This is a genomic window from Pseudomonas sp. 06C 126, from assembly GCF_001855215.1.
GTDB classification, from domain to species: Bacteria; Pseudomonadota; Gammaproteobacteria; order Pseudomonadales; family Pseudomonadaceae; genus Aquipseudomonas; species Aquipseudomonas proteolytica.
In genome coordinates, this window is sequence record NZ_MIFU01000075.1 from 205,201 (window position 1) to 232,005 (window position 26,805).

General features: G+C 61.7%; 18 protein-coding genes and 2 pseudogenes. 6 read left to right on the top strand and 14 right to left on the bottom strand.

Translation table 11 applies throughout. The features are described 5' to 3' along the window. Nucleotides 1-21: 21 nt before the first annotated feature. The 4 genes and pseudogenes from BHC62_RS10090 to BHC62_RS10100 form a co-directional block, all read left to right on the top strand. A pseudogene (locus BHC62_RS10090) lies at nt 22-1,002 on the top strand (PAS domain-containing protein); the annotation flags it as partial. A 30-nt stretch (nt 1,003-1,032) separates the two neighbouring features. After that, a pseudogene (locus BHC62_RS29300) lies at nt 1,033-1,287 on the top strand (methyl-accepting chemotaxis protein); the annotation flags it as partial. 78 nt (nt 1,288-1,365) lie between these two features. Further along, nucleotides 1,366-3,006 (top strand): AMP-binding protein, encoded by a 1,641-nt coding sequence (locus BHC62_RS10095; RefSeq protein ID WP_070994922.1) that lies wholly within the window; start codon nt 1,366-1,368, stop codon nt 3,004-3,006. An 11-nt stretch (nt 3,007-3,017) separates the two neighbouring features. Next, nucleotides 3,018-3,593, top strand: a complete 576-nt coding sequence (locus BHC62_RS10100) for a TetR/AcrR family transcriptional regulator (protein ID WP_070994942.1) — start codon at nt 3,018-3,020, stop codon at nt 3,591-3,593. A 22-nt stretch (nt 3,594-3,615) separates the two neighbouring features. Here BHC62_RS10100 and BHC62_RS10105 read toward each other — a convergent pair whose 3' ends face one another. The 9 genes from BHC62_RS10105 to BHC62_RS10145 form a co-directional block, all read right to left on the bottom strand. Then, nucleotides 3,616-5,034: an aldehyde dehydrogenase family protein gene (locus BHC62_RS10105; protein WP_070994923.1), complete on the bottom strand. Its 1,419-nt coding sequence runs from the start codon at nt 5,032-5,034 to the stop codon at nt 3,616-3,618. 14 nt (nt 5,035-5,048) lie between these two features. Next, entirely contained in the window at nt 5,049-6,374 is a 1,326-nt protein-coding gene (locus BHC62_RS10110; protein ID WP_070994924.1) for an aminotransferase class III-fold pyridoxal phosphate-dependent enzyme, read from the bottom strand. After that, on the bottom strand, nt 6,371-7,888 hold the full coding sequence (locus BHC62_RS10115) for a serine hydrolase (protein WP_070994925.1): 1,518 nt from the start codon (nt 7,886-7,888) through the stop codon (nt 6,371-6,373). The genes BHC62_RS10110 and BHC62_RS10115 overlap by 4 nt, the downstream gene beginning before the upstream one ends. A 67-nt stretch (nt 7,889-7,955) precedes the next feature. Then, nucleotides 7,956-9,236, bottom strand: a complete 1,281-nt coding sequence (locus BHC62_RS10120) for an OprD family porin (RefSeq protein ID WP_070994926.1) — start codon at nt 9,234-9,236, stop codon at nt 7,956-7,958. Nucleotides 9,237-9,365: 129 nt separating this feature from the next. Continuing rightward, complete coding sequence (locus BHC62_RS10125; RefSeq protein ID WP_070994927.1) at nt 9,366-10,997, bottom strand: ABC transporter ATP-binding protein; 1,632 nt, start codon at nt 10,995-10,997, stop codon at nt 9,366-9,368. A gap of 2 nt (nt 10,998-10,999) precedes the next feature. Next, nucleotides 11,000-11,869, bottom strand: coding sequence for an ABC transporter permease (locus BHC62_RS10130; protein ID WP_070994928.1), 870 nt, complete (start codon nt 11,867-11,869; stop codon nt 11,000-11,002). Continuing rightward, nucleotides 11,866-12,807, bottom strand: coding sequence for an ABC transporter permease (locus BHC62_RS10135; RefSeq protein WP_070994929.1), 942 nt, complete (start codon nt 12,805-12,807; stop codon nt 11,866-11,868). The genes BHC62_RS10130 and BHC62_RS10135 overlap by 4 nt, the downstream gene beginning before the upstream one ends. Before the next feature lie 11 nt (nt 12,808-12,818). Next, complete coding sequence (locus BHC62_RS10140) at nt 12,819-14,387, bottom strand: ABC transporter substrate-binding protein (RefSeq protein WP_070994930.1); 1,569 nt, start codon at nt 14,385-14,387, stop codon at nt 12,819-12,821. Between the two features lie 125 nt (nt 14,388-14,512). Beyond that, entirely contained in the window at nt 14,513-15,379 is an 867-nt protein-coding gene (locus BHC62_RS10145) for a hydrolase (protein WP_070994931.1), read from the bottom strand. 131 nt (nt 15,380-15,510) lie between these two features. On the opposite strand from BHC62_RS10145, the gene BHC62_RS10150 reads away from it, so the two are divergent. Beyond that, a complete protein-coding gene (locus BHC62_RS10150; RefSeq protein WP_029290644.1) occupies nt 15,511-16,389 on the top strand; it encodes a LysR family transcriptional regulator in 879 nt (292 codons plus the stop codon). A gap of 288 nt (nt 16,390-16,677) precedes the next feature. Continuing rightward, nucleotides 16,678-21,558 (top strand): RHS repeat-associated core domain-containing protein, encoded by a 4,881-nt coding sequence (locus tag BHC62_RS10155; RefSeq protein ID WP_070994932.1) that lies wholly within the window; start codon nt 16,678-16,680, stop codon nt 21,556-21,558. 87 nt (nt 21,559-21,645) lie between these two features. Here BHC62_RS10155 and BHC62_RS10160 read toward each other — a convergent pair whose 3' ends face one another. From BHC62_RS10160 to BHC62_RS10180, 5 genes are all read right to left on the bottom strand, one after another. After that, nucleotides 21,646-22,407, bottom strand: a complete 762-nt coding sequence (locus tag BHC62_RS10160; protein WP_029290639.1) for a 1,6-dihydroxycyclohexa-2,4-diene-1-carboxylate dehydrogenase — start codon at nt 22,405-22,407, stop codon at nt 21,646-21,648. A gap of 10 nt (nt 22,408-22,417) precedes the next feature. After that, nucleotides 22,418-23,440: a benzoate 1,2-dioxygenase electron transfer component BenC gene (gene benC / locus BHC62_RS10165; RefSeq protein WP_070994933.1), complete on the bottom strand. Its 1,023-nt coding sequence runs from the start codon at nt 23,438-23,440 to the stop codon at nt 22,418-22,420. A gap of 10 nt (nt 23,441-23,450) precedes the next feature. After that, nucleotides 23,451-23,939: a benzoate 1,2-dioxygenase small subunit gene (gene benB, locus BHC62_RS10170; RefSeq protein ID WP_070994934.1), complete on the bottom strand. Its 489-nt coding sequence runs from the start codon at nt 23,937-23,939 to the stop codon at nt 23,451-23,453. Continuing rightward, nucleotides 23,936-25,312 carry a Rieske 2Fe-2S domain-containing protein gene (locus tag BHC62_RS10175; RefSeq protein ID WP_070994935.1) on the bottom strand — a complete coding sequence of 459 codons (1,377 nt, stop codon included), beginning with the start codon at nt 25,310-25,312 and terminating at the stop codon, nt 23,936-23,938. The genes benB and BHC62_RS10175 overlap by 4 nt, the downstream gene beginning before the upstream one ends. Nucleotides 25,313-25,419: 107 nt before the next feature. Further along, nucleotides 25,420-26,367 (bottom strand): AraC family transcriptional regulator, encoded by a 948-nt coding sequence (locus tag BHC62_RS10180; protein ID WP_070994936.1) that lies wholly within the window; start codon nt 26,365-26,367, stop codon nt 25,420-25,422. Between the last annotated feature and the right edge of the window lie 438 nt (nt 26,368-26,805).

A 26,805-nucleotide genomic window follows, 5' to 3' on the forward strand; every position in this document is an offset into this window, starting at 1 on the left:
TGACCGTGAAAGAGGTGTTCCATGCTTTTTTTTAGCCGAACCACCCGCTGGGTTCTGGCGTCACTCGCAGACAGGCTGGAGCAGCCTGACAAGGCGAGCACGCCTTTATCATCAAGCAACCCCTTGTTGCGCCCCATCCTGGCAAGCGTCGAGCACCTGCTGCAAGAGCGACGGGACCTCAAGGAGCAGGCCCGGGCGCAGACCTTGCAAATCAGTCAACTGGAGGAGCGCCTTGCTGGTAGCGACAAGGCATTGCGCCAAGCGCAGGCGCATTGGGCGCTGATAAGCCACGGCGCAGGCGAACGGTTTTGGTCATTGGAGCTGAATGGGGCTGGTGCACCTGCGCCGGAATCTGCGCTGACGTGGACGGGCGAAGGCCCAGATCAACTGGGGAGTTGGGGCGAACGGTTGCATCCGGCTGACCGGCAACCGCACTTGGAGGCGCTCGCCAGGCACCTGGCCGATCGCAGCGAACGCACCCCCTTTACGCTGCTCGCGAGGATGAAGCCTGCAACAGGTGGTGACTATCGCTGGTGCAGGATCAGCGGTGCTTCAAGACGCGACGCGCAAGGCGTGGCGCTGGCCATCGGCGGAAGCGTGCGTGACGTGCATGAAGAGCACCTGCACAACGAAGCGCTCGAACTGGCCGCCACACGTTTCGATATCTCCCGGGAAATGCTGCATGACGGGCTCTGGGATATCGAGGTGGTGGCCGGCGACCCGGCGAACCCGAAAAACACCATTTGGTGGTCTTCACAAATGCGCCGGTTACTGGGGTGCAACACCGTTGAGGAGTTTCCTAACACCCTGGAGAGCTGGACCTCGCGCTTGCATCCCGACGACAGCGCACGGGCCATTGCGGCGTTTGTGGCACACGTCGACGACCGCAGCGGTAAAACGCCGTTCGATGTGGACTATCGACTCAAGCACAAAAATGGCACTTACCGCTGGTTTCGCGGCCGTGGGCAAACGCGCCGTGCCCAGGACGGGTCCCCGCAACGGGTGGTGGGCGCCATCACCGATATCCATGCCCACCATGAAGAAAGCACGATGCGCGAGGCGCAGGCACAGCAGCATCGGGTGATGCAGGAAACCCTCAGCAAGCTGACGCAGATCGTCTCCACCATCCAGGGCATTGCCAGCCAGACCAACCTGTTGGCGTTGAACGCCGCCATCGAGGCCGCACGGGCCGGCGACGCCGGGCGCGGGTTTGCGGTGGTCGCAGATGAAGTACGCAAACTGGCCACCCGGACCAGCCAGGCGACCCAGCAAGCGGCCGAAATGATGGACAGCTAGCCACACCCGGACACCTGCGCGATGGGCGCGGGTGCAGAGCATATTTCAACAAAAACAATCAGGTATGTTATGCGCGATTACGACTCAGCAGTGACCTCCTTCGACTATCTGCAACTGGCCGCCCAGGACTTGCACGGCGAGCTGGATGCCTTGAACGCGTGCATCGAATGCTGCGACCGGCACGCCCACGGGGATGCCGTGGCGTTGTACTGCGAAACCCGGGACGGCCGTGCCACGCACCACACCTTCAGCGAGCTGCAGGTACACGCTGCGCGCTTTGGCAATTTTCTGCGGGAGCAAGGGGTGCGCCCGGGAGACCGTGTCGCGGGCCTGATGCCACGCACGGTTGAACTGTTGATTGCCATTCTGGGCACCTGGCGCATCGGGGCGGTCTACCAGCCGCTCTTTACCGCCTTCGGTCCCAAGGCCATCGAGCAGCGATTGGGCTGCTCCGAGGCGCGCTGGATAGTGACCGACGCCCAAAACCGCCCCAAGCTGGACGACGTCACTGACTGCCCGTCCATCATCGTGACCGACGGTGCGCCGCAGCGCCCCGGCGACTACGACTTCTGGAGCGCATTGGAGCGCCAACCAGCGGATTGCGCGCCTGAGTTGCTGGACGCCAACGCTCCTTTCCTGCTGATGTGCACCTCGGGCACTACTGGGCCGGCCAAGCCGCTGGAGGTGCCTTTAAGCGCCATCCTGGCGTTCAAGGGCTATATGCGCGACGCCATCGACCTGCGCGAGGACGACCGTTTTTGGAACCTCGCCGACCCGGGCTGGGCGTACGGCCTTTATTACGCAGTGACCGGGCCACTGGCGTGCGGCCGGGCCACCCTCTTCTATGATGGCCCGTTCAGTGTCGAAAGTACCTGCCGAGTCATCGACAAGTATGCGATCAGCAACCTGGCCGGTTCGCCGACAGCGTATCGCCTGCTGATCGCTGCGCAGGCCGAGTTCGCCGACGCGGTGCGCGGCCATCTGCGTGTCGTCAGCAGCGCCGGCGAGCCGCTCAACCCGCAAGTCATTCGTTGGTTTAGCGAACAGCTCGGCGTGGTCATTCATGATCATTACGGCCAAACCGAGATCGGCATGGTGCTGTGCAACCACCACGGGCTAAGCCATGCGATACGCGAGGGCTCAGCCGGTTATGCGGTGCCGGGGTACCGGATTGTCGTGCTCGATGATGCCCATCGGGAGTTACCGACGGGTCAGCCGGGCGTGCTGGCGGTGGATCGTGAGCGCTCGCCCCTGTGCTGGTTCAATGGCTACTACGGCATGCCCACCAAGGCGTTTGTCGACCGCTATTATTTGAGCGGCGATATCGTCGAGCTTAATGACGACCGCAGTATCAGTTTTGTCGGCCGCAACGACGACGTGATCACCACGTCCGGCTATCGCGTCGGACCTTTCGATGTCGAAAGTGCGCTGATCGAACACCCTGCAGTCGTCGAAGCCGCGGTGATCGGCAAGCCCGACCCGCAACGCACCGAACTCATCAAGGCGTTTGTCATGCTCAACTGTCAGTACCAGCCCAGCGCCGAACTGGCGGAGGTCCTGCGTCTGCATGTCCGACAGCGCCTGGCCGCACATGCGTACCCCCGGGAAATCGAGTTCGTCGAACAGCTGCCCAAGACCCCCAGTGGCAAGTTGCAGCGGTTCATTCTGCGCAATCAGGAAATAGCCAAACAGCAGGCACTCGACACATGACCAATGGGCGGATGGTGCCTGTGCTGAGCCGATCGGAGTTTCAGCGCAGAGCCCTGGAGTTGTTCAAGGAGCGTAGTTTCAGTCAGGTCAGCATGCGTGAACTGGCGTCGCATGTCGGCATCAGCCCGGGAGCGATTTATCACCATGTAGAGAGCAAGGAGGCAATGCTGTTTGAATGGCTGATGGAGCTGTACCAGGCGTTGCTGTCCCTTGTCGAGCTGGTCAAAACGCGAAGATTGACGCCCGCACAACGTCTGACGAAGCTGATCGAAGGTCATCTTCAACTGCATGAACACATGACCGGGCACTTCACGTTGGCAGTCAGGGATGCCCATTGTCTGGGCGCCCCGATGCAGGCAAGCGTCGAGCGGTTGAGGCTGGCCTATGAGGCAGAATTCATGAAATTGGTCGGCCAGCTAGGCCATCAGCCCGGCGGGCCGTTGCGCGAGGGAGCGCTCGTAGCCATTTTGCCGATGCTCAACAGCCTGCCTGCATGGTTAAGCCCCATGATTGACAACGCTCAGCGTCGCGTTATTACAAAGACCATCGCCGATGCGGTAGTACGAGCAATAAACGCTCTTCCTTGAGCGCCCCTCGCCAGCGGTGAAATCAGTAGCCAAACAGCGACTTGCTCTCCAGATACTCGTCAAACCCGGACTCCCCCCACTCGCGGCCGTTGCCCGACTGTTTGTAGCCGCCAAACGGCGCGGCCTGGTCGGCGCGGGCGCCGTTGAGGTGGACCATGCCGGTGCGCAGTTGCCGGGCGACCTGGCGGCTGCGTTCAAGGTCGGCCGAGGTGACGTAACCGGACAAGCCGTAGGGGCTGTCGTTCGCGATGGCGATTGCCTCGGCTTCGCTGTCATACGGGATGATCGCCAAGACCGGGCCAAAGATTTCTTCGCGTGCCACCAGCATATCCGGTGTGACGTCGGCAAATAGCGTCGGTCGCCCATAGTAACCACGCTCAACGCCTGCTGGCCGCCCCAGCCCACCGGCGATCAACCGCGAACCTTCGGCGATGGCCTGGGCGATCATGTCTTGTACCCGCTCCCACTGCATGGCGTTGGCTAGAGGGCCGATGGCGGTGATGGGGTTGCTGTCGTCGTAGCACACCTGCGCAAGTACTTGCCGGGCGATCTCAATCACCGCCGGTTGCTGCGCACGCGGTACCAACAGCCGCGTCGGGGCATTGCACGATTGGCCGCTGTTGCGCATACAGCCCAACACCCCATGGCGTACCGCGCTGGGCAGGTCGGCATCGTCGAGCAGGATATTCGCGGATTTGCCACCCAGTTCCTGGGACACACGCTTGACCGTATCCGCCGCCGCCTTGGCCACTGCAACGCCGGCACGGGTTGAGCCGGTAAAAGACACCATGTCCACCTCGGCATGGCGCGCCAACGCGGCACCCACCCCTGGGCCGTCGCCGTTGACCAGGTTGAACACCCCCGCTGGCACCTCGGCCTCATGCAGCACCTGGGCAATGATCCGGGCTGACAACGGCGCCCGCTCACTGGGTTTGAGCACCACGGTGCAGCCCACGGCCAGCGCGGGGGCGAGTTTGCAGGTGAGTTGATTAAGCGGCCAGTTCCAGGGCGTGATCAGGGCGCACACGCCAATCGGCTCGCGCACCACCAACGTATTGCCCACCCGACGCTCGAAGCGGTACTCGCGCAACACATTCAACGCCTGCACCAGATGGCCCAGGCCTGCCGGCACATGGGCGCTGCGGGCCAGGGACAGCGGCGCGCCCATTTCCAGGTGAACCGCTTCGATCAGCGCTTCGCTGTGGCGCTGGTAGGCCTGGATTATGCGTTGCAGCAGCTCGATACGCGCCTCCAGCGAACTGGCGGCGAACCCCGCAAACGCTTGCCTGGCCGCGCCGACTGCGCGGTCCACATCGTGGCTGTCGCCAAGGATGATGCGCGCAACCGCCTGCTCGGTGGACGGGTTGACCACGGTTTCAACGGCCGTGCCGTGGGGCTTGACCCAGGCACCGTCAATGTAGAACTCAAACAGATCGGACATACCTTGGGCTCCCTTCAGGCGACGTGTTTCAGGGCGCTCGCCAGGGTGTCGAACACCTGGGCGATCTCCTGCGGGCTGATGACCAGCGGCGGCGAAATCACAATGGTGTCACCCGAGCCGCGCACCAGCACGCCGTTGTCGAAGCACCACTGCGCAACCTCACTGCCACGCGCGCCGGGGAAACCTGGGCGCGGCTCGAGTTCCACCGCGCAAAGCAGACCGATCGCGCGGACGTCCAGCACCGCGCCGACACCTTGCAGCGCGAGTGCGGTCGACTGCCACAGCCCACTCACCGCGTTGACGTGCTGGTTGATGCCCAATTCACGATGCACCTCCAGGGTCGCCAACCCGGCCGCACACGCCAATGGGTGCGCTGAATAGGTGTAGCCGTGCATCAGTTCGATGACATTCTGTGGGCCGGCCATGAACGCTTCATACACCGCGCCACTGACCAGCACGCCGCCCATGGGCACGGCGCCGTTGGTCAGGCCCTTGGCGGTGGTGATCAGGTCCGGCAGCACGCCAAAGGCTTGCGCGGCAAAGGGCGCGCCGACGCGGCCAAAACCGGTGATTACCTCGTCGAAAATCAACAGCACGCCATGCCGTGTGCAAATCTCGCGCAAGCGTTGCAAATAGCCTTGGGGCGGCGCATAAACCCCGCCGGAGCCGGTCACCGGCTCGACAATCACCGCAGCCACGGTACTCGGGTCCTGGATATCCAGCAGTTGTGTCAGCGCATCAGCGTAACTGGCGCCCTGCTGCGGCTGCCCGGCGCTGAAACGCATGCTTGCGTCATAGGGCAATGGCAGGTGCGAGACCTCCCCCAGCAGTGGGCCAAAGTCACGTTTCTGGCGGCCGATACCGGATACCGACAGCCCACCGAAGCCCATGCCATGGTAGCCCTTGGCACGCCCGATAAATTTGGTCCGACGGCAATCACCACGCGCCTGGTGATACGCCCGCGCGATCTTCAGCGCGGTATCCACCGCTTCAGAGCCGGAGTTGGTGAAGAACACCTGCTCCATACCGGCGGGGCTGATGTCGATCAGGCGCTCGGCCATTTCCAAGGCCTGGGGGTGGCTCATCTTGAACGACGAGACAAAGTCCAGGCGCCCCGCCGCTTCGCGAATGGCTTCGACGATTTTCGGCTGGCCATGCCCGGCATTCACGCACCATAGCCCCGCCATTGCGTCGAGTACGCGGCGCCCATCGGTGGTGGTGTAGTACATACCGTCGGCGCTGGCGAACATCATCGGTTGTTGTTGGAACTGGCGCATCGGGGTAAATGGCGCCCAGAACGCGCCGCGCGCGGAAACTGAAGGGTTGGAAAGATCGTTCATGGCGACTCCTGCAAAGCGAGGGTTGGATGGCCGGTCAGCGTCGGGCGCTGCAACGGGCCTGCGTTTACGTTGACGCTGCGGTCCAGGTACAAGGTGCCGTGTTCGATACGGCAGGTGACCCGATCACAAAACGCCGTTTCGACAAACTGCCAGGTCATGCTCAACACCCGGTCTTCGGTCCAGCGCGCCTGCGCCACCACCGGGGTGAGGGCCGGCTGGTATTGGTGATGCAGATAGTGGCCGGTCATGCTGGTCTGGGTTTCGATGCCGGCGCTCAGCCCGGCCCGGATGCAATGGGTGCCACGGGGGTCGGTGAGGTAAAAGTCACAATGCTCAGGCCCGAACTCCAGCCGCACTTCGCTGACCTGGTCTTCGTTGGCCTGCATGGCAAACGTCGCGCTGAATTCAGCCTGACGCGGCGAGCTGGCGGCGCCAGACATGACCGGCCGTTGTTGATGGGCCAGCAGCGCCGCCAGCGCGGCATCCGCCGAGCCTTCGCTGGGTACGTCCAGCGCCGGCAAAAGATGCTCCCAGAGCAGGCTGTGCAAGCGCCGCTCGCCCAGGGCAAGGCCTGCGGTAAACGCAATCACCGCGTTATGGCGCGGTAACACAATGCACTGCTGGCCAAACACGCCGGAGGCGTAATACCCACCGTGCTGGGTCATCCACCACTGGTAGCCGTAGCCTTCGCGGCGCGTGACAGCCGCGTCGCTCGACTCGTCGCGGCTCAGGTAGCGCTTGCCATCGAAGGCACCCATCCAAACATCATCGACGTGCCCACGGGTCGCTTCGGCTACCCATTCGCGCGATAGCAATTGCTGCCCCTGCCAATTGCCCTGTTGCAAGTGCAACACGCCGAATTTGAGCAAGTCTTCGGTGCGGCAACTGAGGCCATTGCCACCGGTGTTGAAACCGCCAGGAGCCAGGTCCCACTCGATGGGGCCCATGCCCATGGGTTGGAAGATACGTGCGTCGCACAGCTCGAACGCCGTCTGGCCGCTGACCACGCTGACAATCGCCGAGAGCATGAAGCTCGACGCACTGCTATAGATAAACCGGTGCCCTGGCGGGTCTTCGACCGGCTCATTGAGGAACAACCGTACCCAACTGTCACTGCGCCCGCGCCAGGCGCCACCAGAAATGCCCTGGCGATGGCCGGTGCGCATGGTCAGCAGATCCCGCACGGTCATGGCCGCCAGGTTGGCGCTGATGGATGCCGGGCAATCGGCGGCAAAAAAATCCACTACCTTGGCGTCCAGCGACAGCACGCCGTCATCCACCAACAGCCCGACGGCCATGGACACCCAGCTTTTGGTCGCCGAATGCTGGACATGCAGGCGTTCGGCGCAATAAGGCGCCCAAAACGCTTCAGCTACCACCGCGCCATCGCGGTACAGCATGAAGCTGTGCAACTCCAGGTCCGCAGCGTTCACCGCTTCGATGAAATCACTTACGCCACGCGCCGATACGCGTTGTTGACTGGGCAGTGCCCGCCGCAACGGCAAACTCGTCATCTGATCTATCCCCTCATTTCCACTGCTTGGGCGTGCAACAGGCTGTTCCTGTTGCACGCCATTACCGCTACCAGAGCGCCACGGTGTAGCCCAGGATCACTCTGTTTTCGTTGGTGTCACGGGCGAAGTTGCTCGTCGCGCTGGCGTTCTGCCAACGCAGCGAAACATCCTTGAACGTGCCGCTCTGCACCACATAGCCGAGGCTCAAGTCCCTCTCCCACTCGCGCCCTTCGCCGTTGAAGCCGATGACCTTGGCGTTGTCGCCCTTGGCATAACGCGTCGAGAACAGCAGGCCCGGAATGCCCAGCGAGGCGAAGTCATAGTCATAGCGGGCATGCCACACGCGCTCGCCCGTCTGGGAGAAGTTGGCCAGTTGATACTCGGTGAACAGGTAGGTGTTGGTGCCGTCCACATAGGTGAACGGTGTCGAGCCGTACTGTTCCTGGTAACCGCCGCTGAGGTTGTGGCCGTAGAGGCCATAGCCGATGCGCGTGCTCAACGCCCGGTTGTCCACCTTGCCGGCCAGGCCTGCAGCGTCTTCACTGGCGCTGAAGTAGCGGATATCGGTCTTGAACGTGCCCGGGCCCCACTTGAAGCTGTTTTTCAAGCCCAGGTAATGCTGTTGGTACAGGCTTTCCAGTTGCGCGAACTGATAGGTCACAAAGGTCGTCGGCGTGAGTGCGTACTCGCCGCCGGCGTAGCGGAACTCATCGCTCTTGGCGCTGCTTTTGTAGGCGCCGTACTGGCTGGTAAGCCCCATATCCTCGTAATGGGTTGAGTCGCGCTGCTTGACCTGGTCCAGTTGGCCCGCGCTCAGTGTCAGCTTGTCGATGTCCTTGGAGGTCACTGCGGTACCGCTGAAACTCTGCGGGAACAGGCGGCTCAGGTTCGGTTGCAGCGTCGGCAGGTCAGGCACCATGTAACCCACGCGCAACTCGCTTTTGGCCAGGCGCGCCTTGCCGGTGAGGCCCAGTTTTGAGTAGTTGTCATGGGCGCGGCGGGCGTAGCTGGGGGAGCCTGGCTCGGCCATGCTGGAGCGTGCCAGCAGCCCGGTGCCGGAGTTGTCCGGGCTCGAATCGAGCTTGATGCCCAACATACCCACCGCGTCCAGGCCAAAACCCACGGTACCGTCGGTAAAGCCCGACTCGATCTTGAGGATAAAACCCTGCGCCCATTCGGCACGCTTGTTCTGCCCGCTGGACTCGCGGTAGTCGCGGTTGAAGTAGTAGTTCTTCAACTCCAGCGCCGCTTTGCTGTCGGCGACGAAGTCGGCCTGGGCAAACAAGGGCATGAAACCGGCGCCCATGACGCTGGCACTGGCGACAACTTTGTTGATGCGGTTATTCATGTGTAGGTTCCTGGCAGACAGGTTGAGTGGGGTTGTTTTTGTTTTCTTCGGCCATGGCTTCGCCCGCTTCGCAAATCGTCGATTTGCGAAGGGTTGGGTTTAATGCCGTGGCCTGGGGTGCAGCAGTACCTAAATCACGCTGGCACGGAGGCGGTAACTGCCGTCCGCACGTTTCTCCAAGGGGCTGGCCGCGGCGAGTAGCCGACGGGTGTAAGGGTGTTGTGGGGCGTCGAAAATCGTGTCACGCGGGCCCATTTCGACCACCTCGCCCTGGTTCATCACCGCCACACGGTGGGCGATGCGTTCCACCGCCGAAAGATCGTGGGAAATGAACAGGCAGGCAAAGCCGTATTGGCGTTGCAAGCGCTCGAACAGTTCGAGGATCTGCTTCTGGATGGTCATGTCCAGTGCCGAAATCGGCTCGTCGGCAATCACCAGCTTGGGCCGGCGCACCAACGCCCGGCCAATCGCCACGCGCTGGCGCTGACCACCGGAAAGTTGGTGGGCAAAACGCTCGCGAAACTGTTCGGGCAAGCCCACATCGACCAGGGTGTCGGTGACCCGCTGGCGCTTTTGCGCAGCCGTCAGGGCGGGTTCATGGCGCAGCGGTTCGGCGAGGATCTGGCCCACAGTCATGCGCGGGTCGAGGGACGAATACGGGTCCTGGAAGATCATCTGGCATTGCAGGCGATGTGCCCGATTGGCGGCCTTGAGGATATCCACGCCCTGGAACAGGATTGCCCCGGCACAGGGGTTGACCAAGCCGACGACCGCACGCCCGAGGGTGGTCTTGCCCGAACCGCTGCCACCGACCAGGGCCAGGGTCTCGCCCGGCGCGATACTCAGGTTCACCGAGTGCACCACGCGCTTGGGCACGCTACGCCCCCAGAAGCTGCGCGGCCCCGGGTGTTCGATACACACATCCCGGACCTGCAACAACGCGCTGTCGGCCGCCGGCACGGGCACCAGTTCCCCGCGCCGTGGCAGCGCTTCGAGCAATTGCCGGGTGTATTCGGCCTTGGGGGCAAAGAGGATGTCTTCGATACGGCCCTGCTCTACCGCCTTGCCCGAGCGCATCACCACGACTTTGTGGGCATAACGCGCGACCAAAGACAGGTCGTGGCTGATAAACAGAATCGCGGTACCCTGCTCGCGGGTCAGTTCCAGCATTAACTCGATCACGTCCAGTTGCGCCAGGCAATCCAGGGCCGTGGTGGGTTCGTCGGCAATCAGCAGCGCCGGACGCAGCAGCATCACCGAGGCCAGCATGATGCGTTGGCGCATGCCACCGGAGAATTGGTGCGGGTAGGACGCCAGACACTTTTCGGCGCCCTTGATGCCGATGCGTTGCAGCATGGCGATGCAGCGCTCACGGATCGTCGCCGCATCCAGCGTGGTATGCAGTTTGAGTGCCTCGCTCATCTGCCGGCCAATGGTCAGCGCGGGGTTGAGCGAGACCATCGGCTCCTGGAACACCATGCCGATCCGTGCGCCACGCACTTCACGCATGGCCTTGGCATTGCTGCTGTCCAGGGCCTGGCCCTGGAAGATGATGCGCCCACCGCACACCTGCATCGGTGCTGGCAGCAAACCAATGGCAGCGCGCGCGGCCATGGTCTTGCCGCTGCCCGACTCGCCCACCAGTGCGACGATCTCGCCGGGGGCCATGGTGAAGCTGAAGTCATCGACGGCCAGCGGACCGTCCACGCCGACGCGAATCTGTAGGTTTTCAACGGCCAGTAAAGGCACTGGAGCGCTCATGCTCATTTCCTCATGCGCGGGTCGAGACGATCACGCAAGGCATCGCCGAACAGATTGATAGCCAGCAACGTCAGGCTGATAAAGATGCCCGGGAAGATCCCCAGCCACGGCGCCGTCGAGATATAAGTGCGGCTGGCCGAGAGCATGCTGCCCCAGGTGGCGGCCGGCGGTGGAACCCCAAGACCGAGGAAACTCAGCGCACTCTCCGAGAGCAACGCCCAGCCAAACATGCTGGTGGCCAAGACACACAGCGGCGCCAGGCAGTTGGGGGTGATGTGACGGAACATGGTGTACAGCTCGGAGTTGCCGATCACCCGCGAGGCCTCGATGAACTCCAACTCACGCAGCGACAGCACGCTGCCACGTACCACCCGCACCACCGAAGGGGTGTAGGCGATACCCAGGGCGAGCACGATGCCGTACTGGCTGGCGCCGACAATTGCCATGATGCCCAGGGCCATAAGGATGCCGGGGAATGCCAGCAACGCATCGTTGAGCATCATCAGCACCCGGTCGGTCCAGCCGCGCAGGTAACCGGCGAGCATGCCGATCAGCGTGCCGCAGATCACCGCTACGCTGACCGAGAGCAGGCTGATCCACAGGCTGGTACGCGCACCAATGATCAGGCGGCTGAACACATCGCGGCCAAATTCGTCGGTACCCAGCCAGTGCACGGCGCTCGGTGCGTGCAGGCGTGAGAGCAGGTCCAATTTGAGCGGGTCATAAGGTGTCCACACCACGCCGAGCAATGCCAGCAACACCAGTGCCGCGAGCAGGCTGGTGCCGATCAGGGCGTTCAGCGGCGGGTAACGCCGGCGCCGCCGGGGCGGAACCGCTGCCACGGTGGGCAAGGCAGGAGTCTTGAGGTTCATAGCTTCACCCTTGGATCGAACAGCGGATACAGCAGATCCACCAACAGGTTGACCAACACATAGATACAGGTGACCAGCAGCAGGCAACCCTGCAACACCGGGTAGTCGCGGGAGAAGATCGCATCGACCATCAACCGGCCGATACCTGGCAGGGTGAACACCGTTTCCAGCACCGCAATGCCGCCCAGCAAGTTGCCAAGGATCAGGCCAATCAGGGTCCAGGTCGGTGCAAACGCGTTGCGCAAGGCGTGCCTGCACAGCACCGCGCCTTCCGACAACCCCTTGGCCCGGGCATGGGCGATGTACTCCAGGCGTAGCACCTCAATGGTGCTGGCCCGTGCCATCCGGGCAATGGCCCCGAACTCCACCAGCGTCAGGGTGATGATCGGCAGCACCACGTAGGTCAGCGCTTTCATCGGGTCGGTCGCAAAGCCGACGTAACCGATCACCGGCAACCAGCCCAATTGAATGCCGAAGACATACAGCAGCAACAGACCCAACCAGAAGCTGGGGACCGACAGCAACAACGTTGCCGTCGCCACCAGGCCCAGGTCCATCGCGCTGTTTTGCTTCCAGGCTGCGAGCAAACCCACTGGCACTGCAAGCAGGGTCGCCAGCAATACCGCCACCAGCACCACGGTTGCACTGACGCTGAAGCGCTCGAGCAGCAACTCCAACACCGGCTGGCGGCTGCTGATGGACACGCCGAGGTCGCCACTGAGCACCGACTTGATCCAGATCAGGTACTGGGTCACCACTGAGTGGTCAAGCCCCAGGCTGCTGCGCATATCGGCCAGGCTTTGCGGGTCGGCCATGTCGCCGAGCATCAAGAGTGCCGGGTCGCCGGGGATCAGGCGGATCAAGGCAAACACAATCACCGAGATCAGCAACAGGGTCGGCACCGCCATGCCGAGCCTGTGCAATATGAATCGAAACATAGCGCTACGCCTTACTTGGAAGTGTCGGCCAGCTTCACGCCCCACAGGCGCGGCTTGGCAACCGGCCAGGAACGATACCCCTCGACGCGCTTGCCCATGGCGCCGATGGCAGTGCCGTTGTAGATAACTACCATGGGTACATCCTTGAGCATCAGCGTGTGCAGCTGGTCGAACAGTGGCTGGCGCTTGGCTGGGTCAACTTCACGCTGGGCCTCACGCAAGATGGCCAGGGCTTGGGGGTTGTCCCAGACCTTACGCGGTTCCTTGGCCTTGTCGCCGATCACCGACTCGTAGCTTTGTGCCGCATCAAAACGTCCCGAGTAGGAGAACGACATCATCTGGTAGCTACCGGTCTGGTAACGCTCCAACTGTGTGCCCCACTCCAGGGTTTCCATCTCGATGTTCAGCCCTGCCGCCTGGGTCATGGCCTGGCTGAGCAAGCCCATGTCGAACATCTGCGGGTAGCGCTTGTTGACCAGCATGCGGATTTTTTCACCGCGGTAGCCGGCTTCCTTCAGCAGGCTCCGGGCCTCGTCGAGGTTGTAGGTATAGCCCTGGTGCGCGGTGCTGTCGTAGTACGGACTCGCAGTGGGAATGATTGAGTTGTTGACCACCGATAAACCATCGGACAACGCCGCCACCATCTGCGCGTAATCCAGGGACAACGCCACGGCGCGACGGATGCGCACGTCCTTGAGCAGCGGGTCGCGGGTCTGGAACAACAGCCCGCTGATGGTCATGATCGGGCTGACCTGGATCTGCAGGTTCTTGACCTGCTTGAGTTGTGCGGCATCCATTGCGGTCACGTCCGGCAGCAGGTCCACGCCACCCGACAGCAGCGCCGCCTTGGCCGAGGCCGAATCGGGGATCACCTCAAACCGCACGGTGTCGACAAACGCCTGCTTGTTGCCGGTGTAACCGTCCGCCTTGTCTTCGGCGCGTGGGGTGTATTGCTTGAAGCGATCCAGTTCGACGTACTGGCCCTTCTGCCATTTGCCCAGGGTGAACGGGCCAGTGCCAATCGGTGCGCGCCAACTGCCATCGGCGGCCAGGGAGTCTGGGTGCAGGATGCCGCTGCCCGCGCAATCCGGGCGGGCCATGGCAGCCAGGAACAAGCCATTGGCTTGATCCAGGGTGAACACCACGGTTTTCGGGTCGGGGCTGGCGATATCAACGATCTTGGCCGCACCGCGCCCATCGAACTCCGCCAGGCAGCGCCACTGGGTCTTGGGGTCCAGGTAGCGCTGCCAGGTCCATTGCACGTCCTTGGCCGTCAATAGCTGGCCGTTGTGAAAGTGCACGCCGTCACGCAGGGTAAAGGTGTAGCGCAGGCCATCCGCCGACACGTCAACCGCGCTGGCTAGCATCGGGGCGATGCTGGTGTCTTCACGGTACGCCACCAACCCTTCGACGAGATGCATCATCACCGCGTCGGTGTTGTCGTCGCGGTTAACGCCAGGGTCGGTGCTGCGGATATCACCGTTGATCCCAACGCTGATGACCTTGTCCTGGGCAACGGCCATGGAGACGGTGCACGCCGACATTACGACGGCCAATGCCGTCTTTACGTAACTATTCACGGGAGAAAGACTCCTTGAAGGAATTTTCCGGTCAGTGGCGGGAGCCAAGGCAGGACCGGCATCAGAATGAGTGAATCCTTGGTTATTGTTATGCGGTCTGTTCTGAGTGCATCACTTGCGGTGTATCAGCCCAGGCTGCGCTTGTGGCGCAACACCTTGGCGAAAAAGTCCTGGGCAGCCGGCATGGCCTTGATGCCCTGGTGCGCGACGTTGGGCAGCAGGTCAAAGTGCACCTGCACACCGGCGGCCTCGAAGCTGGCCTTCAAGGTAGCCAGGCGCTCGGGTCGCGTACGCCCGGCAGCGTTGGCACCGGCCATGAAGTGTTTACCGCCTTCACGGTGGGTAATTTCCCAGGTTTCGAGGTCTGAATCACCCACCACCATATGCACGGGCAACCGCTGCAAGGCTGGCAGGTTCAACGGTTTGCCAAAGCGCGTGGCAAAGTCCCGCACGCCGACCCACCAGTCCTGATCGGCATCGAGCAGGGTCACCGAACCCGGTGCGCCGATGGACGCCGCCCAGAGTTTTTCGGGGTGCAGGTAGCAGAAGCGATGGGTGAATTGCCCACCACCGGAATAGCCGAACAGTGCAAAGGTATCGAAGCTGCGACCGTAGCGCTTGCCAACGCTGGCAATCATGTCGAGTAGCACTTGGTCGTAACGGATATCGCCTTCGACCATCTGCTTGTAGCCATCACCATTGCCGTCGCCCAACACGCCGACCGGGAACAGCGGCGACAGGATCACACAATCGTTCCAGCGGCCAAATTCCGCGAAACCATTGCGGTAAATCTCCATCGCGCGGGTCGAGCCGTGCAGCGAAACCACCAGGTCTACCGGCCGGGTGCGGTCCTCGATGCTTTCAGGCACATAAAGGGTGTAGGCAAACCGGCTGTCCTCATAGTGGGAGTACACGGTGGTGGCGCCGAGGTGATACACGTTTTTTGCCGCACGTAATGCTGCGTCTTCAGGGCTGATATCTGGATTGCTCATTTGGAAAGTTCGCCGAGTCAGTTCGGACTTGAGTATTGGTCGAGCACTATAAAAAGAAAAACTAATTTAACTTTAACCAGAGTAAACAAAAGCTTTACGATGCCGGCGTACCCATGAGCGCGGGCCTACCCATGAGCAACATTCGTTTCTTCAAGACGTTTATCGCCGTCGCCGAGTACGGCAGCTTTGCCGCCGCCGCCGACCGTGTGGCCCTCACCAACGCCGCCGTCGGCCAGCAAATGCGCGCCCTCGAAGAAGAGATGCGCCGACCGCTGTTCGACCGTAGCCAGCGGCAGATCAAGCTGAGCCGTGATGGCGTGTTGTTGCTGCCCAAGGCCAAGCGCCTGTTGGCGGACTACGAGCAAATGATTGCCGAGGCGCCCGATGGCATGGCCATGGAGGGTGAAGTGTCCATCGGCGGCATTACCTCCGGCATGGGCCTGCTCGCCAATTGCCTGGTGCAACTGAAAAAGCTGCACCCGCGCATATCGGTCAACCTGATGACCGCCCGCTCCGACGAAGTGGTCAACCTGGTCCACGCCGCCAAGCTCGACGCGGCATTGCTGATCGAGACGGCGCGGCAGAACTTCGATGGATTGAGCTGGACCCTGCTCTACAACGAGCCCATCGTCATGCTCGCCAACACCGCCCAGACCGCCGGCATCGACGACGCTGTGGAATTGCTCAGGACCCAGCCGTTCATTCGCTATGACCGCTCCACCGCGGTAGGCCGCAAGGTGCAGTCGATCATCAAGAGCGAATCGGTCGAACCGCTGGAAATCCTCGAACTGAACTCGATCATCGGCATCGCCGACCTGGTGCGCCAGCAAGTTGGCGTGGCGATCGTGCCGCTGCTGAAGAACTTTGACTGGCACAAAGACCCCAGCCTGCGCGTATTACCGCTGCCGGGTGATCTGGCGGTACGCCGTGTGGGGATTTTGGAGCAAGGCACCAAAAGCGCGATTACCGGGGAGATTCGCAAGTTGCTGATGTCGGCGGTGGCGAAGTGACCGTAACCGGGCGGCGGTCTGAGGTTCACCTGAAGAAGCCGAGTTTTTGACCAGGCAAGCTGCTGTAGCCCGGGAGAAAAGGATCACCCTGGAACATTGCGATCCTCTGCCTAGCCCCACCGGGCGATACAGTGCTCAGACCAGCCCCCTCTCCAAAATCCAGCTTTAAAAACGCCCGCTTTTATTACCAGACGATATAAACGACTGTGAAATATGACAGTTACATCCTCGGCGCCGAGCCCGTAGTTTCTGGGTAAAAACAGGGCTACCCCACACAAGGAGAGGATGATGGCGCATAACCCTATGGGCACCGACCCAACCGACGACGAAAACGATCCGATCTTCAATGCGACGACCCAGAAGCGCAATGTCGTCGACCCACGCACCGGTCTATTTGAAGTCTATGTGCCCTTGCCCTCGGTGATCGGCAACGCCGGCAATGGACCGGTCATTGAAATGAGCCTGCACAATACGCCGGTGGTCAATAACGAGGCCGCGCTGGGGGATGGCTGGTTCTATTGCATGACCACTTTCAGCGAGCACCACAAGAAGCTCACGCTGCATTCCGGTGAAGTGTTGGCAATGGAAAAAGATAAAGATCTCAAGCAGTCCGCGATTATTGCGCAATGGAGTGCAGGCAAGTTGACGGTCCAGCGCAGAGGTGGCCGCAAGGAGGTGTTGGCGGCGGTGGGGAACACAGGGATTTATGTGCCCGAATCACTGACCACCGATGGTTACAACAGCCTGACCCTGAGCTGGATGCATACCCCCCATGTCATTGACGGCAAGACCTATTACCAGATCCAGTTGAGCGAAATCCGCGACGCCACCCGCAGCCTGCTCAAGGTGCAATACACCCCCGGCGACCCCGATGCCGCGACGGTCATCAGCGCAGCCAACCTGACGTTCTGGCCCGATGACGCAAGTGAAACCCTGGACTACGCCCTGGCCATCGAAAATTACGCACTCAAATCCGTCAGCCTGGGTGCGACTATCAAAAGCAGTTTCGAGTACGACGATCACCCCACCTGTGGCTGGCTGTTGACCAAAATCACCCACTTCGAGGGGCTCCAGGAGCAGGTGCAATACGAGGACAACGGCCTGACCTTCCCGGACAACCCCCAGTTGTCGGCGTTGCCCTGTGTCAGCACCCATACCCGCACCCCCAATGGTGGCGGGACGCCGGTCATTACCCGGTATGTCTATGAGCGCCAGGATGAAGACAACTACCGCACCATCGTGCGTGAGGGCGATCCGACGATTCGCACGACGACTTATAACTACAACGCAAAACACGACGTCACATCGCAAGTCCTGGTTCAGGGGGCGGCTAAAACCGAAAAAAGATACACGATGCAGGTGCAGGAAGAATTGCTTAGCCGCACGATTTCCACCACCTATACAAAGGCGGGTACAAGCAGGGAGGAAAAAAATGAAAACCGCTTCAATGCTCACTCCATGCTGGTCAAAAACCGGCAAGAAAGAATCACCACGGCACTGGATTACATTCCTGCCCCAGTGGCGATTCCAGGGGGCTCGAGTCACGGCCCCTCAGACAGCGAAAATACATTGCTGAGCTTGCTGAGTTTGATCCGATCAGCGTCAACCCAGCAGACCAACCAAGAAGTCGACACCTCATGGACCCCTATTCAGTTAATCCCTAATGAGTTGTTTCCTTCAACTTATCTGGACACCGAAATCGTCGAGAACCCAGGCCTGCTGGCACTCATTCCAGAACTGTTGCCCGGCTTACTGCCTGAGCTTCTGAACGTCTCAAGTTTCAAGTATCACGCCTACAAAGACATACCAGGCTTGCGCGAGTCGAAAATCAGCAGCACTTTACAAGGAAGCCTCACCTTTGCAGCCCGTTCTGGCGCCGCGCTGATCGGCCAGCGTATCGAGTACTTCGAAGGCGACGACTTTCGCAAGGGCCGCGTGAAGACACTGACCCGTAGCACGCTGGGGACAGGTGACCAGCGACCGATTGCTTCCGACCCCGCGCGTACCTTTGGCTATGTACTGGGCGGGGCCGGTAACACCGAGTTGACCACCACCATCACCGACACCGATGAAACCGGCAAAACCCGAACCTCGTCGCAAACCCAGAGCACCCTCAGTGGGCGCCTGGTGCGCCAGGTGGATGCCGACGGCAACCGGACTGAGTACGCCTACAACAACTTCGGTCAACTGATTACCCTGACCGTCTGCGCCCAAAGCACCACCTATCGTCAGGTCACCACCTATGCCTATCCCGCCCCCGGCCAGATAAAGATCACCGCCCCCAACGGCCAGACGCGCTTGAGCCAATACGACGGCCAGGACCAATTGGTCAGCGAGCACCTGCTGCAGGGTAACCAGAGCAAGCAGACCAAGGCCGTCACCTATGACAGCCTGGGCCGTGAACTGCGCCGGTCCGAGTTCGATTACGACGCTGCCGGGAATCAACTGGTGCACTGGCAGCAAGCGCACTATGACGACTGGAACGAGGTCAGCAGCCAGCGTTACAGCGATGGCCGGCAGACCTTCAACCTGTACGACCCCATCGCCCTGACTCGCGCCCAATGGACCGGCACGGCCACTGACAAGCATGCAATCGTAACGTCCTACAACGTGGACGAGACTATCAAAAAGATTGAATGGAAAGACCAGGCCGGCCAGGTCTACCAGACCCAGACGTTTGGCTACACCCCGTCCAAGCGCGTCAAGCAACTGAAAATCGACAACGAGTTCGGTTTCACCACCCTCGACTACACCTTCGATAGCGCCGGCCGCCTGCTGAAAGAAAGACACAGCGAAAAAGGCCGGGGCCTGCTCGACCTTCCCTTTGTCTACACCTATCACTACACCTACCCAGTGCATTGGCTGTTACTGGACGCGACGCAGATCGAGATCGAGACGGGCGGCACTCGACAGATCCTGGGCAAGCGCAGCGTTGACAGCTGGGGGCGAGTCACTTCGCTGACCCGAGGCAGTAGCACCGAAACCTATACCTACGACGGTACCAACCATGTGCCGGCAACGACGCTGACCGCCGATGGCCAGGCCCTGAAGCATGACTACATCAAGGAGTTGGGCAATCGCCTGGCCAAGACCAGCACCGCAGACGCCAGTGCACACACGTCTTTTGCCTATGCCTTTGGCATGCAAGATGTTGCGACGGCCAGCGAGGGTGACCGCTTACTGCAATACGACCATGACCTCTATCTGCGGGTCAGCCGACAGCATGTGCAAACCGCGCCCGGCCAGAGCAAGGACCTGCTCTACACCCACTCGCTGGGTTCGCGGCTGCTCAACAGCACCGATGCGCTGGGCAACCAGACCCTGTTCTCGTATAGCTCGACCGGGCAACGCTACGCGGCCAACAACTTTCATTTCACCACCAGTCATTCCTACGATGACCAGGGGCGGTTTAACGAAGAAATCATTGCTGGGCCCTATAACCTCGCGCCCGCGTCACCCGTCACCTTTCTTGTGAAGTACACCCACGACTCCCAGCAGCGCGAAACCCGCCGCCACTTCACCCTCAGCGGCCAAGTCGACCTTCTGCTGGAAAATACCTACTACGCCGACGACAAACTCAAGTCGGTGCAGTTGAAACAGGGCGCCACTGTGTTGGGCTCGCGCAGCCTGACCTATACCCCCGCAGGCCGCCTCAAGTCCTGTACCACCACCGGCGTCTGGCGGCCCAAGACGCCCGCGCACAAAGCCATCGACAAGCAGGAATTTACTTACAATGCACTGGGTGACGTCCTCACCTGCGTGACCACCTTTGGCACCGCGAAAAACACCGCCACCTACACCTACGACGCGCTTAATGGCTACCGTTTGGTCAAAGTCATGAACAGCCATGGGGATTACACCGCGTCTGCCACGTTGAGTTATGACGCCGCCGGGCGGCTAACCCAGGACCAGTCGGGCAAGACCTACAGCTATGACTGGCTGGGCCGGCTGATCCGGGCCGGGAGCACACATTATCGTTACGATCCGGCCAGCCGCCTGATGACCCGTGATGAGGGCACAGGCCCCCAACAGGTGCTCTACGACGGACTCAAGGCCTGCGGCGACTATTCGCCTGGGACCAACGCCAATAGCCGCAACCTCAACCCTGGCAGCACCGCCTGTACCGCGCAACGGGTCAAGCGCTCAGGCGTCGAGCGCACACTGTTCGAGCTGCGGGACAGGAGTGGCAGCGTATTGGCCAGCTACGACGTACAGGCACAAACCCTCAAGCACCACGCCTACACCGCCTATGGCGAACACTTTTCCGATGAGCCCGACTCGCTGCTGGGCTTCAACGGTGAATACAGTGACGTCCAGTACCCCCTGGGGATGGGCGTGCGCTGGTATGACGCCGCCAGCATGCGCTTTAACGCCCCCGATGAACTGAGCCCGTTCGGCAAAGGTGGGCCTAATCTCTATGCCTACTGTGCCGAAGGCGATCCCGTGAATTATCAGGACCCCACTGGGCACTTTTCCGTGGACAAGCGGCTACGGGAGATCTGGGGGGACACGCTGCCAGAGCCGTTGGGGTTCAAGGGAGGAGAAGGAGCGTTGATTAACACGTTGCTATGGGGTGGGATCGGCGTGATGACCGCAGTAATGACAGGCGGTACCTCGCTGTTGCTGACAGCGGCCCTTGTCGGGCTTGCCGCGACCTCGCTTGCCACCGGCGTCACCTCCGTGCTGGTCGCAGACAATGACCCCGACGCGTCAAGCATCCTGGCCTGGGTGTCACTGGGCACCGGAGCATTAGGCGGCCTGGGAACACTGGCAGGCAAAGCAGCGCAGTTGACCGGGTACCTGGGACGGTCGTTACCGGCAGTCGCCAGGGATCTGATCAGCAAGGCATCCAGGGCGGTGATCAGCCCGCTGAAGCAGTCCAGCCTGGGCCGGGGACTTGAACGCTTTTGGGTAAAAGTACTGCCCAAGCCCGCCCTCGCCACGAGTGCTTACTACATTGAAAGCTCACTGACGTCACAAAAGGGGCTTTCTGGACTGTTCGACCTCGGTGATGCCAATACGCTCTCGTTCGTAACCTCCGGCGTCCTGGGAAATCTGGGGCTCCTGGAGTCAGAACCCGCTCAACTGGCCGACACATTCGTCGGTGATATCACCTGGCTGCCCTTCGGCAGTTGGGGCGGGTTATGGCTGACGATCAGGGGCCGCTGACGCAGGCCCCAGATGCACTCAAGCGAGCAGGGCCTGACGCCCTGCCCGCTTGGTGTTGTGCGTCAATGTCTGCAGGTAAAACGCGAATCAGCCGAGGTCACCACCGCCTACCGGCAAGGTCACGCCGGTGATATAGGAGGCTTCGTCAGAGGCCAGGAACAGGATTGCGCCCACTTGTTCGTCGATGTTGGCGTAGCGCTTCATCAGGCTGCTATCCAGGGTCTGGTCGACGACCTGCTGGTACCACACGCGCTCCTGCTCGCTCTGCGGCTGGTTATTGCGCGGGATGCGCCGCGGCGGTGCCTCGGTGCCACCGGGCGCGGTGGCGTTGACGCGGATGCCACTGCCAGCGGTTTCCAGCGCCAGGCAGGCAGTCAGGGCATTCACCCCGCCCTTGGCCGCGCCATAGGGCACGCGATTGATCCCGCGCGTGGCGACCGAAGACACATTGACGATGGCGCCGCTGCCCTGCTCCAGCATGTAGGGCAGCACGCAATGGCAGCACCACAGGGTGGGGAACAACGAGCGGCGCACTTCGGCTTCGATTTGCGCCACCTCGTAGTACTCAAAGGGCTTGGCCCAGATGGTCCCGCCGACGTTGTTGATCAGAATGTCGATGCGCCCAAACCGTACCTTGGCGGCGGCCATTACCTCGGCACACTCGGCATGCTGCTCAAGGTCGGCGGTCAGGGCCAGCAGCCGGGCGTGCTGCAACTCGTGCACCAGTTCCGAGCGATCGACGGCGACCACCCAGGCGCCCTCCCCAAGCAACCGTTCGGCAACGCGCCGGCCGATGCCCTGGGCGGCACCGGTGACCAGCGCAACCTTGGCGTCAAAACGTGGAGTCATGCTGATTTCCTCAGGCCGCATCAGAGCTGGCGACAACGTTGGGGGTAAATTTCTCGTAATGAAAACTGGCTGGGGTCACACCCATCTGCTTGAAGTACTGGCGCACCGCATCAACCATCGGCGGTGGCCCGCACAGGTAAACGTCCACATCGCCGCCATTGAGAACGTCGCTGGCCATATGCTGGGTGACATAGCCCTGGCGCGGGTGCGCGGTCTGCGGGTCGGCCACGCAGGTGACAAGCGTGAGGTTGGGTAACCGCCCGGCGAAGGCCTCCAGGGCCTCGACCAGCACCAGGTCCTGATCCCGGGTCACGCCGTAGATCAGTGTGATCGGCCGGGTTTCCCCGCGCAGGGCCAGCACTTCAAGCATCGACAGAAACGGTGCCAGGCCGGTGCCGCCGGCCAATAGCAGCAGCGGCCGCTGCACCTCACGCAGGTAAAAACTGCCCAACGGCCCGGTCATCGCTACGCTATCGCCTGGCTGGGCACGCTCCAGCCAACCGCTCATCAACCCGCCCGGTACATGCTTGATCAGGAAACTGGCGTGGGTATCGCCAGGGCGGCTGCTGAATGAATAGGCGCGCGTCTGCCCGCTGTCGGGCACGCCGATATTCACGTACTGGCCTGGGAGAAACACCGGAGCCTGATCCAGTTCGAAACTCACCTGCAGTGCGGCATCGGCGTGGCGGGTAATGCCGGCCAGCGTCGCGACAAACTGCGTGGTGCCGGTCTTGCACGCACTGGACGGCACGGGCACGGCAATCACGCAATCGGACTGCGGCACCATCTGGCAGGTCAGTACCTGGCGCTCCTGGGCTTCGTCCGCGCTCAGGGCGTCTTCGATATAGTCGTCGCCCAAGTCGTAGGCGCCGGTTTCACAGCGGCATTTGCAGGTGCCGCAGACGCCATCCGAGCAATCCATGGGCAGGTTGATGCGTTGGCGAAAGGCGGCGTCGAGCACTTTCTCTCCCACCTTGCAGTCGATGAAGCGGGTCACCCCATCTTCGAAGTTCAGGGCAATGGCATACGTCATGGCGGTGTCCTCAGATGTGGTAGATGTCGATGACCTGGTGGATGTAATCGTTTTTCAGCACCACCTTCTTGCGCGTGATCAGCGGCTGCTCGCCGCGTATATCCAAGGCATAGAACGAGGTGCCGAAGTAGCTGTCGGTGGTCTTGTAGCGGTGGCTGAGGGTGTGCCAATTGAAGCGCAGCTCGACCTGGGCGCCATCGTCGGCCAGCACTTCGAGGTTGCACAGCATGTGCACGGTGCGTGGCTCGGGCGTGCTGGCGCTGGAGCGCTCGGTCTTGATGCGGAAGATGCGGTCTTCCAGGCCGTCACGGCTGGGGTAGTAGATCAGCGAGATTTCGCTGTGCGGGTCTTCGGTGAGGGTGTCGTAGTCATCCCAGGCGGGCATCCAGAACTGCGCCTTGGGGGAATAACACGCCAGCCATTCATCCCATTGGCGGTCATCCAGCAGGCGCGCTTCGCGGTAGAGAAAGTCCAGCAGGCGCTCACGGGACAGGCTCATGGCTGCACCTCCCGGTCGCTGGCGATCAGGCCTTGCTGTTCACGCTCGATCGCGCGCTGCAGGCTCTGGGCCCAATGCGCATGCTGGCGTACGAACAAGCCTTCGTCTTCGGTCTTCACCCCGCTCAATTGCGGCTGCATGCCCATGGCCCTGGCGTTGTCGTCCGCCCCCTCGACCCACTGCTTGGCACCCCGGCTCAGGTCATTCCACAAGGTGCTCGCGCCCTGGTAGCCGGTCTGGCAGGCACGGAACTCTTCCAGGTCATCTGGAGTGCCCATGCCGCTGACGTTGAAGAAGTCTTCGTACTGACGGATCCGCGTCGCCCGCTCCTGGGGGCTTTCGCCAATCGGCGCCATGCAATAGATCGTCACCTCGGTTTTGTCCACCGCCAGCGGCCGCACCACGCGGATCTGCGTGGAGAACTGGTCCATCAGGTACACATTGGGGTAGAGGCACAGGTTGCGGGTCTGGTCGACGATAAAGTCGGCGCGTTCCTGACCCAGGCGCTCGGCCAATGCCGCGCGGTGGGCATGTACCGGCCGCACCTCGGGGTTGAGCAGGCGCGTCCACAGCAGGATATGCCCATGATCGAAGGCGTAGACCCCGCCCAGGCTTTTCGACCAGCCATTGGCATCGACGGTGCGCGTGCCTTCGGCCTCGTAATTGCGCCGGCCCATGGTTGCCGAGTAGTTCCAGTGCACGGAGCTGACGTGGTAGCCATCGGCGCCGTTCTCGATCTGCAGCTTCCAGTTGCCGTCGTAGACATAGGACGAACTGCCGCGCAGCACCTCCAGGCCCAGGGGCGCCTGGTCGACCATCTGGTCGATGATGACTCGGGTTTCGCCCAGGTAATCGCTCAGTTCCGGCACCGCCTCGCTGAGGCTGCCGAACAAAAAGCCGCGGTAGTTTTCAAAGCGCGCCAGGCGCTTGAGGTCGTGGGAACCCTCGCAGTCGAAGCTGTCCGGGTAGGTGCCGGTCTTCCCGTCCTTGACCTTGAGCAGCTTGCCGGCGTTGCTGAACGTCCAGCCGTGGAATGGGCAGGTGAATGAGCCTTTGTTCCCCTGTTTGCGCCGGCACAGCATGGCGCCACGGTGGGCACAGGCGTTGACCAGGCCATGCAGGGTGCCCTGTTTGTCGCGGGTGATGACCACCGGTTGGCGGCCGATCCAGGTGGTGTAGTAGTCGTTGATCTCGGCCACTTGGCTTTCATGGGCCAGGTAGATCCAACCGCCTTCGAAGATGTGCTTGATCTCGAGGGCAAACAGGTCGGGGTCGGTAAAAATGTCGCGGCGGCAGCGAAACACCCCGGTCGCGGGGTCTTCCTGGACGGACTCGCGCAGTTGTACGGCGAGGCGGTCGAGTGTACTGGTCATGGGGCAGGCCCTCCGTTGTTCTTGTATCAGGCGCCCTCACCGTACGTGTTCGTCCCCTGCCCCAATATCCACTTCCTGCAAATCTGTATCCGGCTGGCGCAAGCGGCTCAGCGATGGCGCTTCCAGGTCTGCGAAGGCAGCTCGCCAAAGCGTTTGCGATAGGCCTCGGAAAAACGCCCCAAGTGCACAAAGCCATGGTCCAGCGCCACCTCGGTCACGCTACGCGCGCTGGTCAGTTGCAGGCGCGCATGCACCCGCTCCAACTTGCGCCGACGCACATAGTCACGGGGCGACAGGCCGACCTGGCGCTCGAACAGGCTATACAGCGAACGCTCGCTGACCTTGGCCACGGCCATCAGTTGCTCGATGCAGATGTCTTCGCTCAAGTGCTCCTCGATAAACTCGCGCACCGCCTCGAAGCCGCCGCCTTGACCCGCCTGGGGCACCACCCGCAACACGTTACAGGCCAACAGCGCCAACAGCTTATTGGCCACGATCCGCTCGTACAGGCCTTGTACTTGCGGCTCGGCGGCGTTTTCCGCCTCGTGGCAGATCAACCCGAGCAACTGTAGGAAGCCGTCCATTTCACTCAACGCATGGCGCGCCGCGGCAAACCGGATACCCGCTTGGGGCAGTGTCCAGTGCTGCGCCAGGCAAGCGTTTTCCAGCAGGCGCACCGGCAACTTGATGATGAATTTTTCGCAATCGGCGGAATAGGTCAGGTCCACCGGGTCATCGGGATTGATCAGCAGGATCTCGCCCGGCCCGAAGATAAGCTCCTCACCCCGGGAATTGGAGCGGCAGTGGCCTGTCAGCAGGATCTGCAGGTGGTAAATGGTTTCCAGCGCCACCGACGTGACCTGCACCGGCGCGCCGTAGCTGATACGGCACAGGTCCAGGCTGGAAAAAGTCCGGTGGCTGATACTCGCCATGGGCCGGCCCTTGGGTGGCAGGCGGATACAGTGGCTGCCCACATGCTGATTGACGTAATCCGACACGGCATAGGCATCGGCACCCTGGAAAATCTGGCTGCGCTCACTCAATAGCACGGTCATGGTGCGCCTCTTTATAGTTATTGGCCTCAGGCTGAGGCGTGGCGTGGCGAGCGTCCAATATGGATAAGGTCTAAAGGGATACCCTGGAGGTATGGTGGGCTGATTGCGGCTTGATAATGCGCACTAGCCCGGGCATCAGGCGGCGGGCCACCGGCTGCATGGCGACACGTCTTGATACGTGTTGGCCGATGCCGACTTGCGGAGAGGGGGTCCCCCGCTGGGTTGCGTAGCAACCCCAAAACCAGCCACCTCGGTATATCTGGCAGAACGGGGTGAGGCTATTGGGGCGGCTTTGCCGCCCAGCGCGGGGCAAGCCCGCTCGCCACGAAAAGCCAGCTGCCCCCCCCTGTGGCTAGGGGGCTTGTCCCCCGCTGGGTTGCAACGCAGCCCCAAAACCAGCCATCCCGGTATATCTGGCAGACCGTGGTGAGGCTATTG

Excerpts from the sequence above, each read along its gene's own strand:
- BHC62_RS10095 (WP_070994922.1), top strand. The coding sequence starts at position 1,366 with ATGCGCGATTACGACTCAGCAGTGACCTCCTTCGACTATCTGCAACTG.
- BHC62_RS10100 (WP_070994942.1), top strand. The coding sequence starts at position 3,018 with ATGGTGCCTGTGCTGAGCCGATCGGAGTTTCAGCGCAGAGCCCTGGAG.
- BHC62_RS10105 (WP_070994923.1), bottom strand. The coding sequence starts at position 5,034 with ATGTCCGATCTGTTTGAGTTCTACATTGACGGTGCCTGGGTCAAGCCC.
- BHC62_RS10110 (WP_070994924.1), bottom strand. The coding sequence starts at position 6,374 with ATGAACGATCTTTCCAACCCTTCAGTTTCCGCGCGCGGCGCGTTCTGG.
- BHC62_RS10115 (WP_070994925.1), bottom strand. The coding sequence starts at position 7,888 with ATGACGAGTTTGCCGTTGCGGCGGGCACTGCCCAGTCAACAACGCGTA.
- BHC62_RS10120 (WP_070994926.1), bottom strand. The coding sequence starts at position 9,236 with ATGAATAACCGCATCAACAAAGTTGTCGCCAGTGCCAGCGTCATGGGC.
- BHC62_RS10125 (WP_070994927.1), bottom strand. The coding sequence starts at position 10,997 with ATGAGCGCTCCAGTGCCTTTACTGGCCGTTGAAAACCTACAGATTCGC.
- BHC62_RS10130 (WP_070994928.1), bottom strand. The coding sequence starts at position 11,869 with ATGAACCTCAAGACTCCTGCCTTGCCCACCGTGGCAGCGGTTCCGCCC.
- BHC62_RS10135 (WP_070994929.1), bottom strand. The coding sequence starts at position 12,807 with ATGTTTCGATTCATATTGCACAGGCTCGGCATGGCGGTGCCGACCCTG.
- BHC62_RS10145 (WP_070994931.1), bottom strand. The coding sequence starts at position 15,379 with ATGAGCAATCCAGATATCAGCCCTGAAGACGCAGCATTACGTGCGGCA.
- BHC62_RS10150 (WP_029290644.1), top strand. The coding sequence starts at position 15,511 with ATGAGCAACATTCGTTTCTTCAAGACGTTTATCGCCGTCGCCGAGTAC.
- BHC62_RS10155 (WP_070994932.1), top strand. The coding sequence starts at position 16,678 with ATGGCGCATAACCCTATGGGCACCGACCCAACCGACGACGAAAACGAT.
- BHC62_RS10160 (WP_029290639.1), bottom strand. The coding sequence starts at position 22,407 with ATGACTCCACGTTTTGACGCCAAGGTTGCGCTGGTCACCGGTGCCGCC.
- benC (WP_070994933.1), bottom strand. The coding sequence starts at position 23,440 with ATGACGTATGCCATTGCCCTGAACTTCGAAGATGGGGTGACCCGCTTC.
- benB (WP_070994934.1), bottom strand. The coding sequence starts at position 23,939 with ATGAGCCTGTCCCGTGAGCGCCTGCTGGACTTTCTCTACCGCGAAGCG.
- BHC62_RS10175 (WP_070994935.1), bottom strand. The coding sequence starts at position 25,312 with ATGACCAGTACACTCGACCGCCTCGCCGTACAACTGCGCGAGTCCGTC.
- BHC62_RS10180 (WP_070994936.1), bottom strand. The coding sequence starts at position 26,367 with ATGACCGTGCTATTGAGTGAGCGCAGCCAGATTTTCCAGGGTGCCGAT.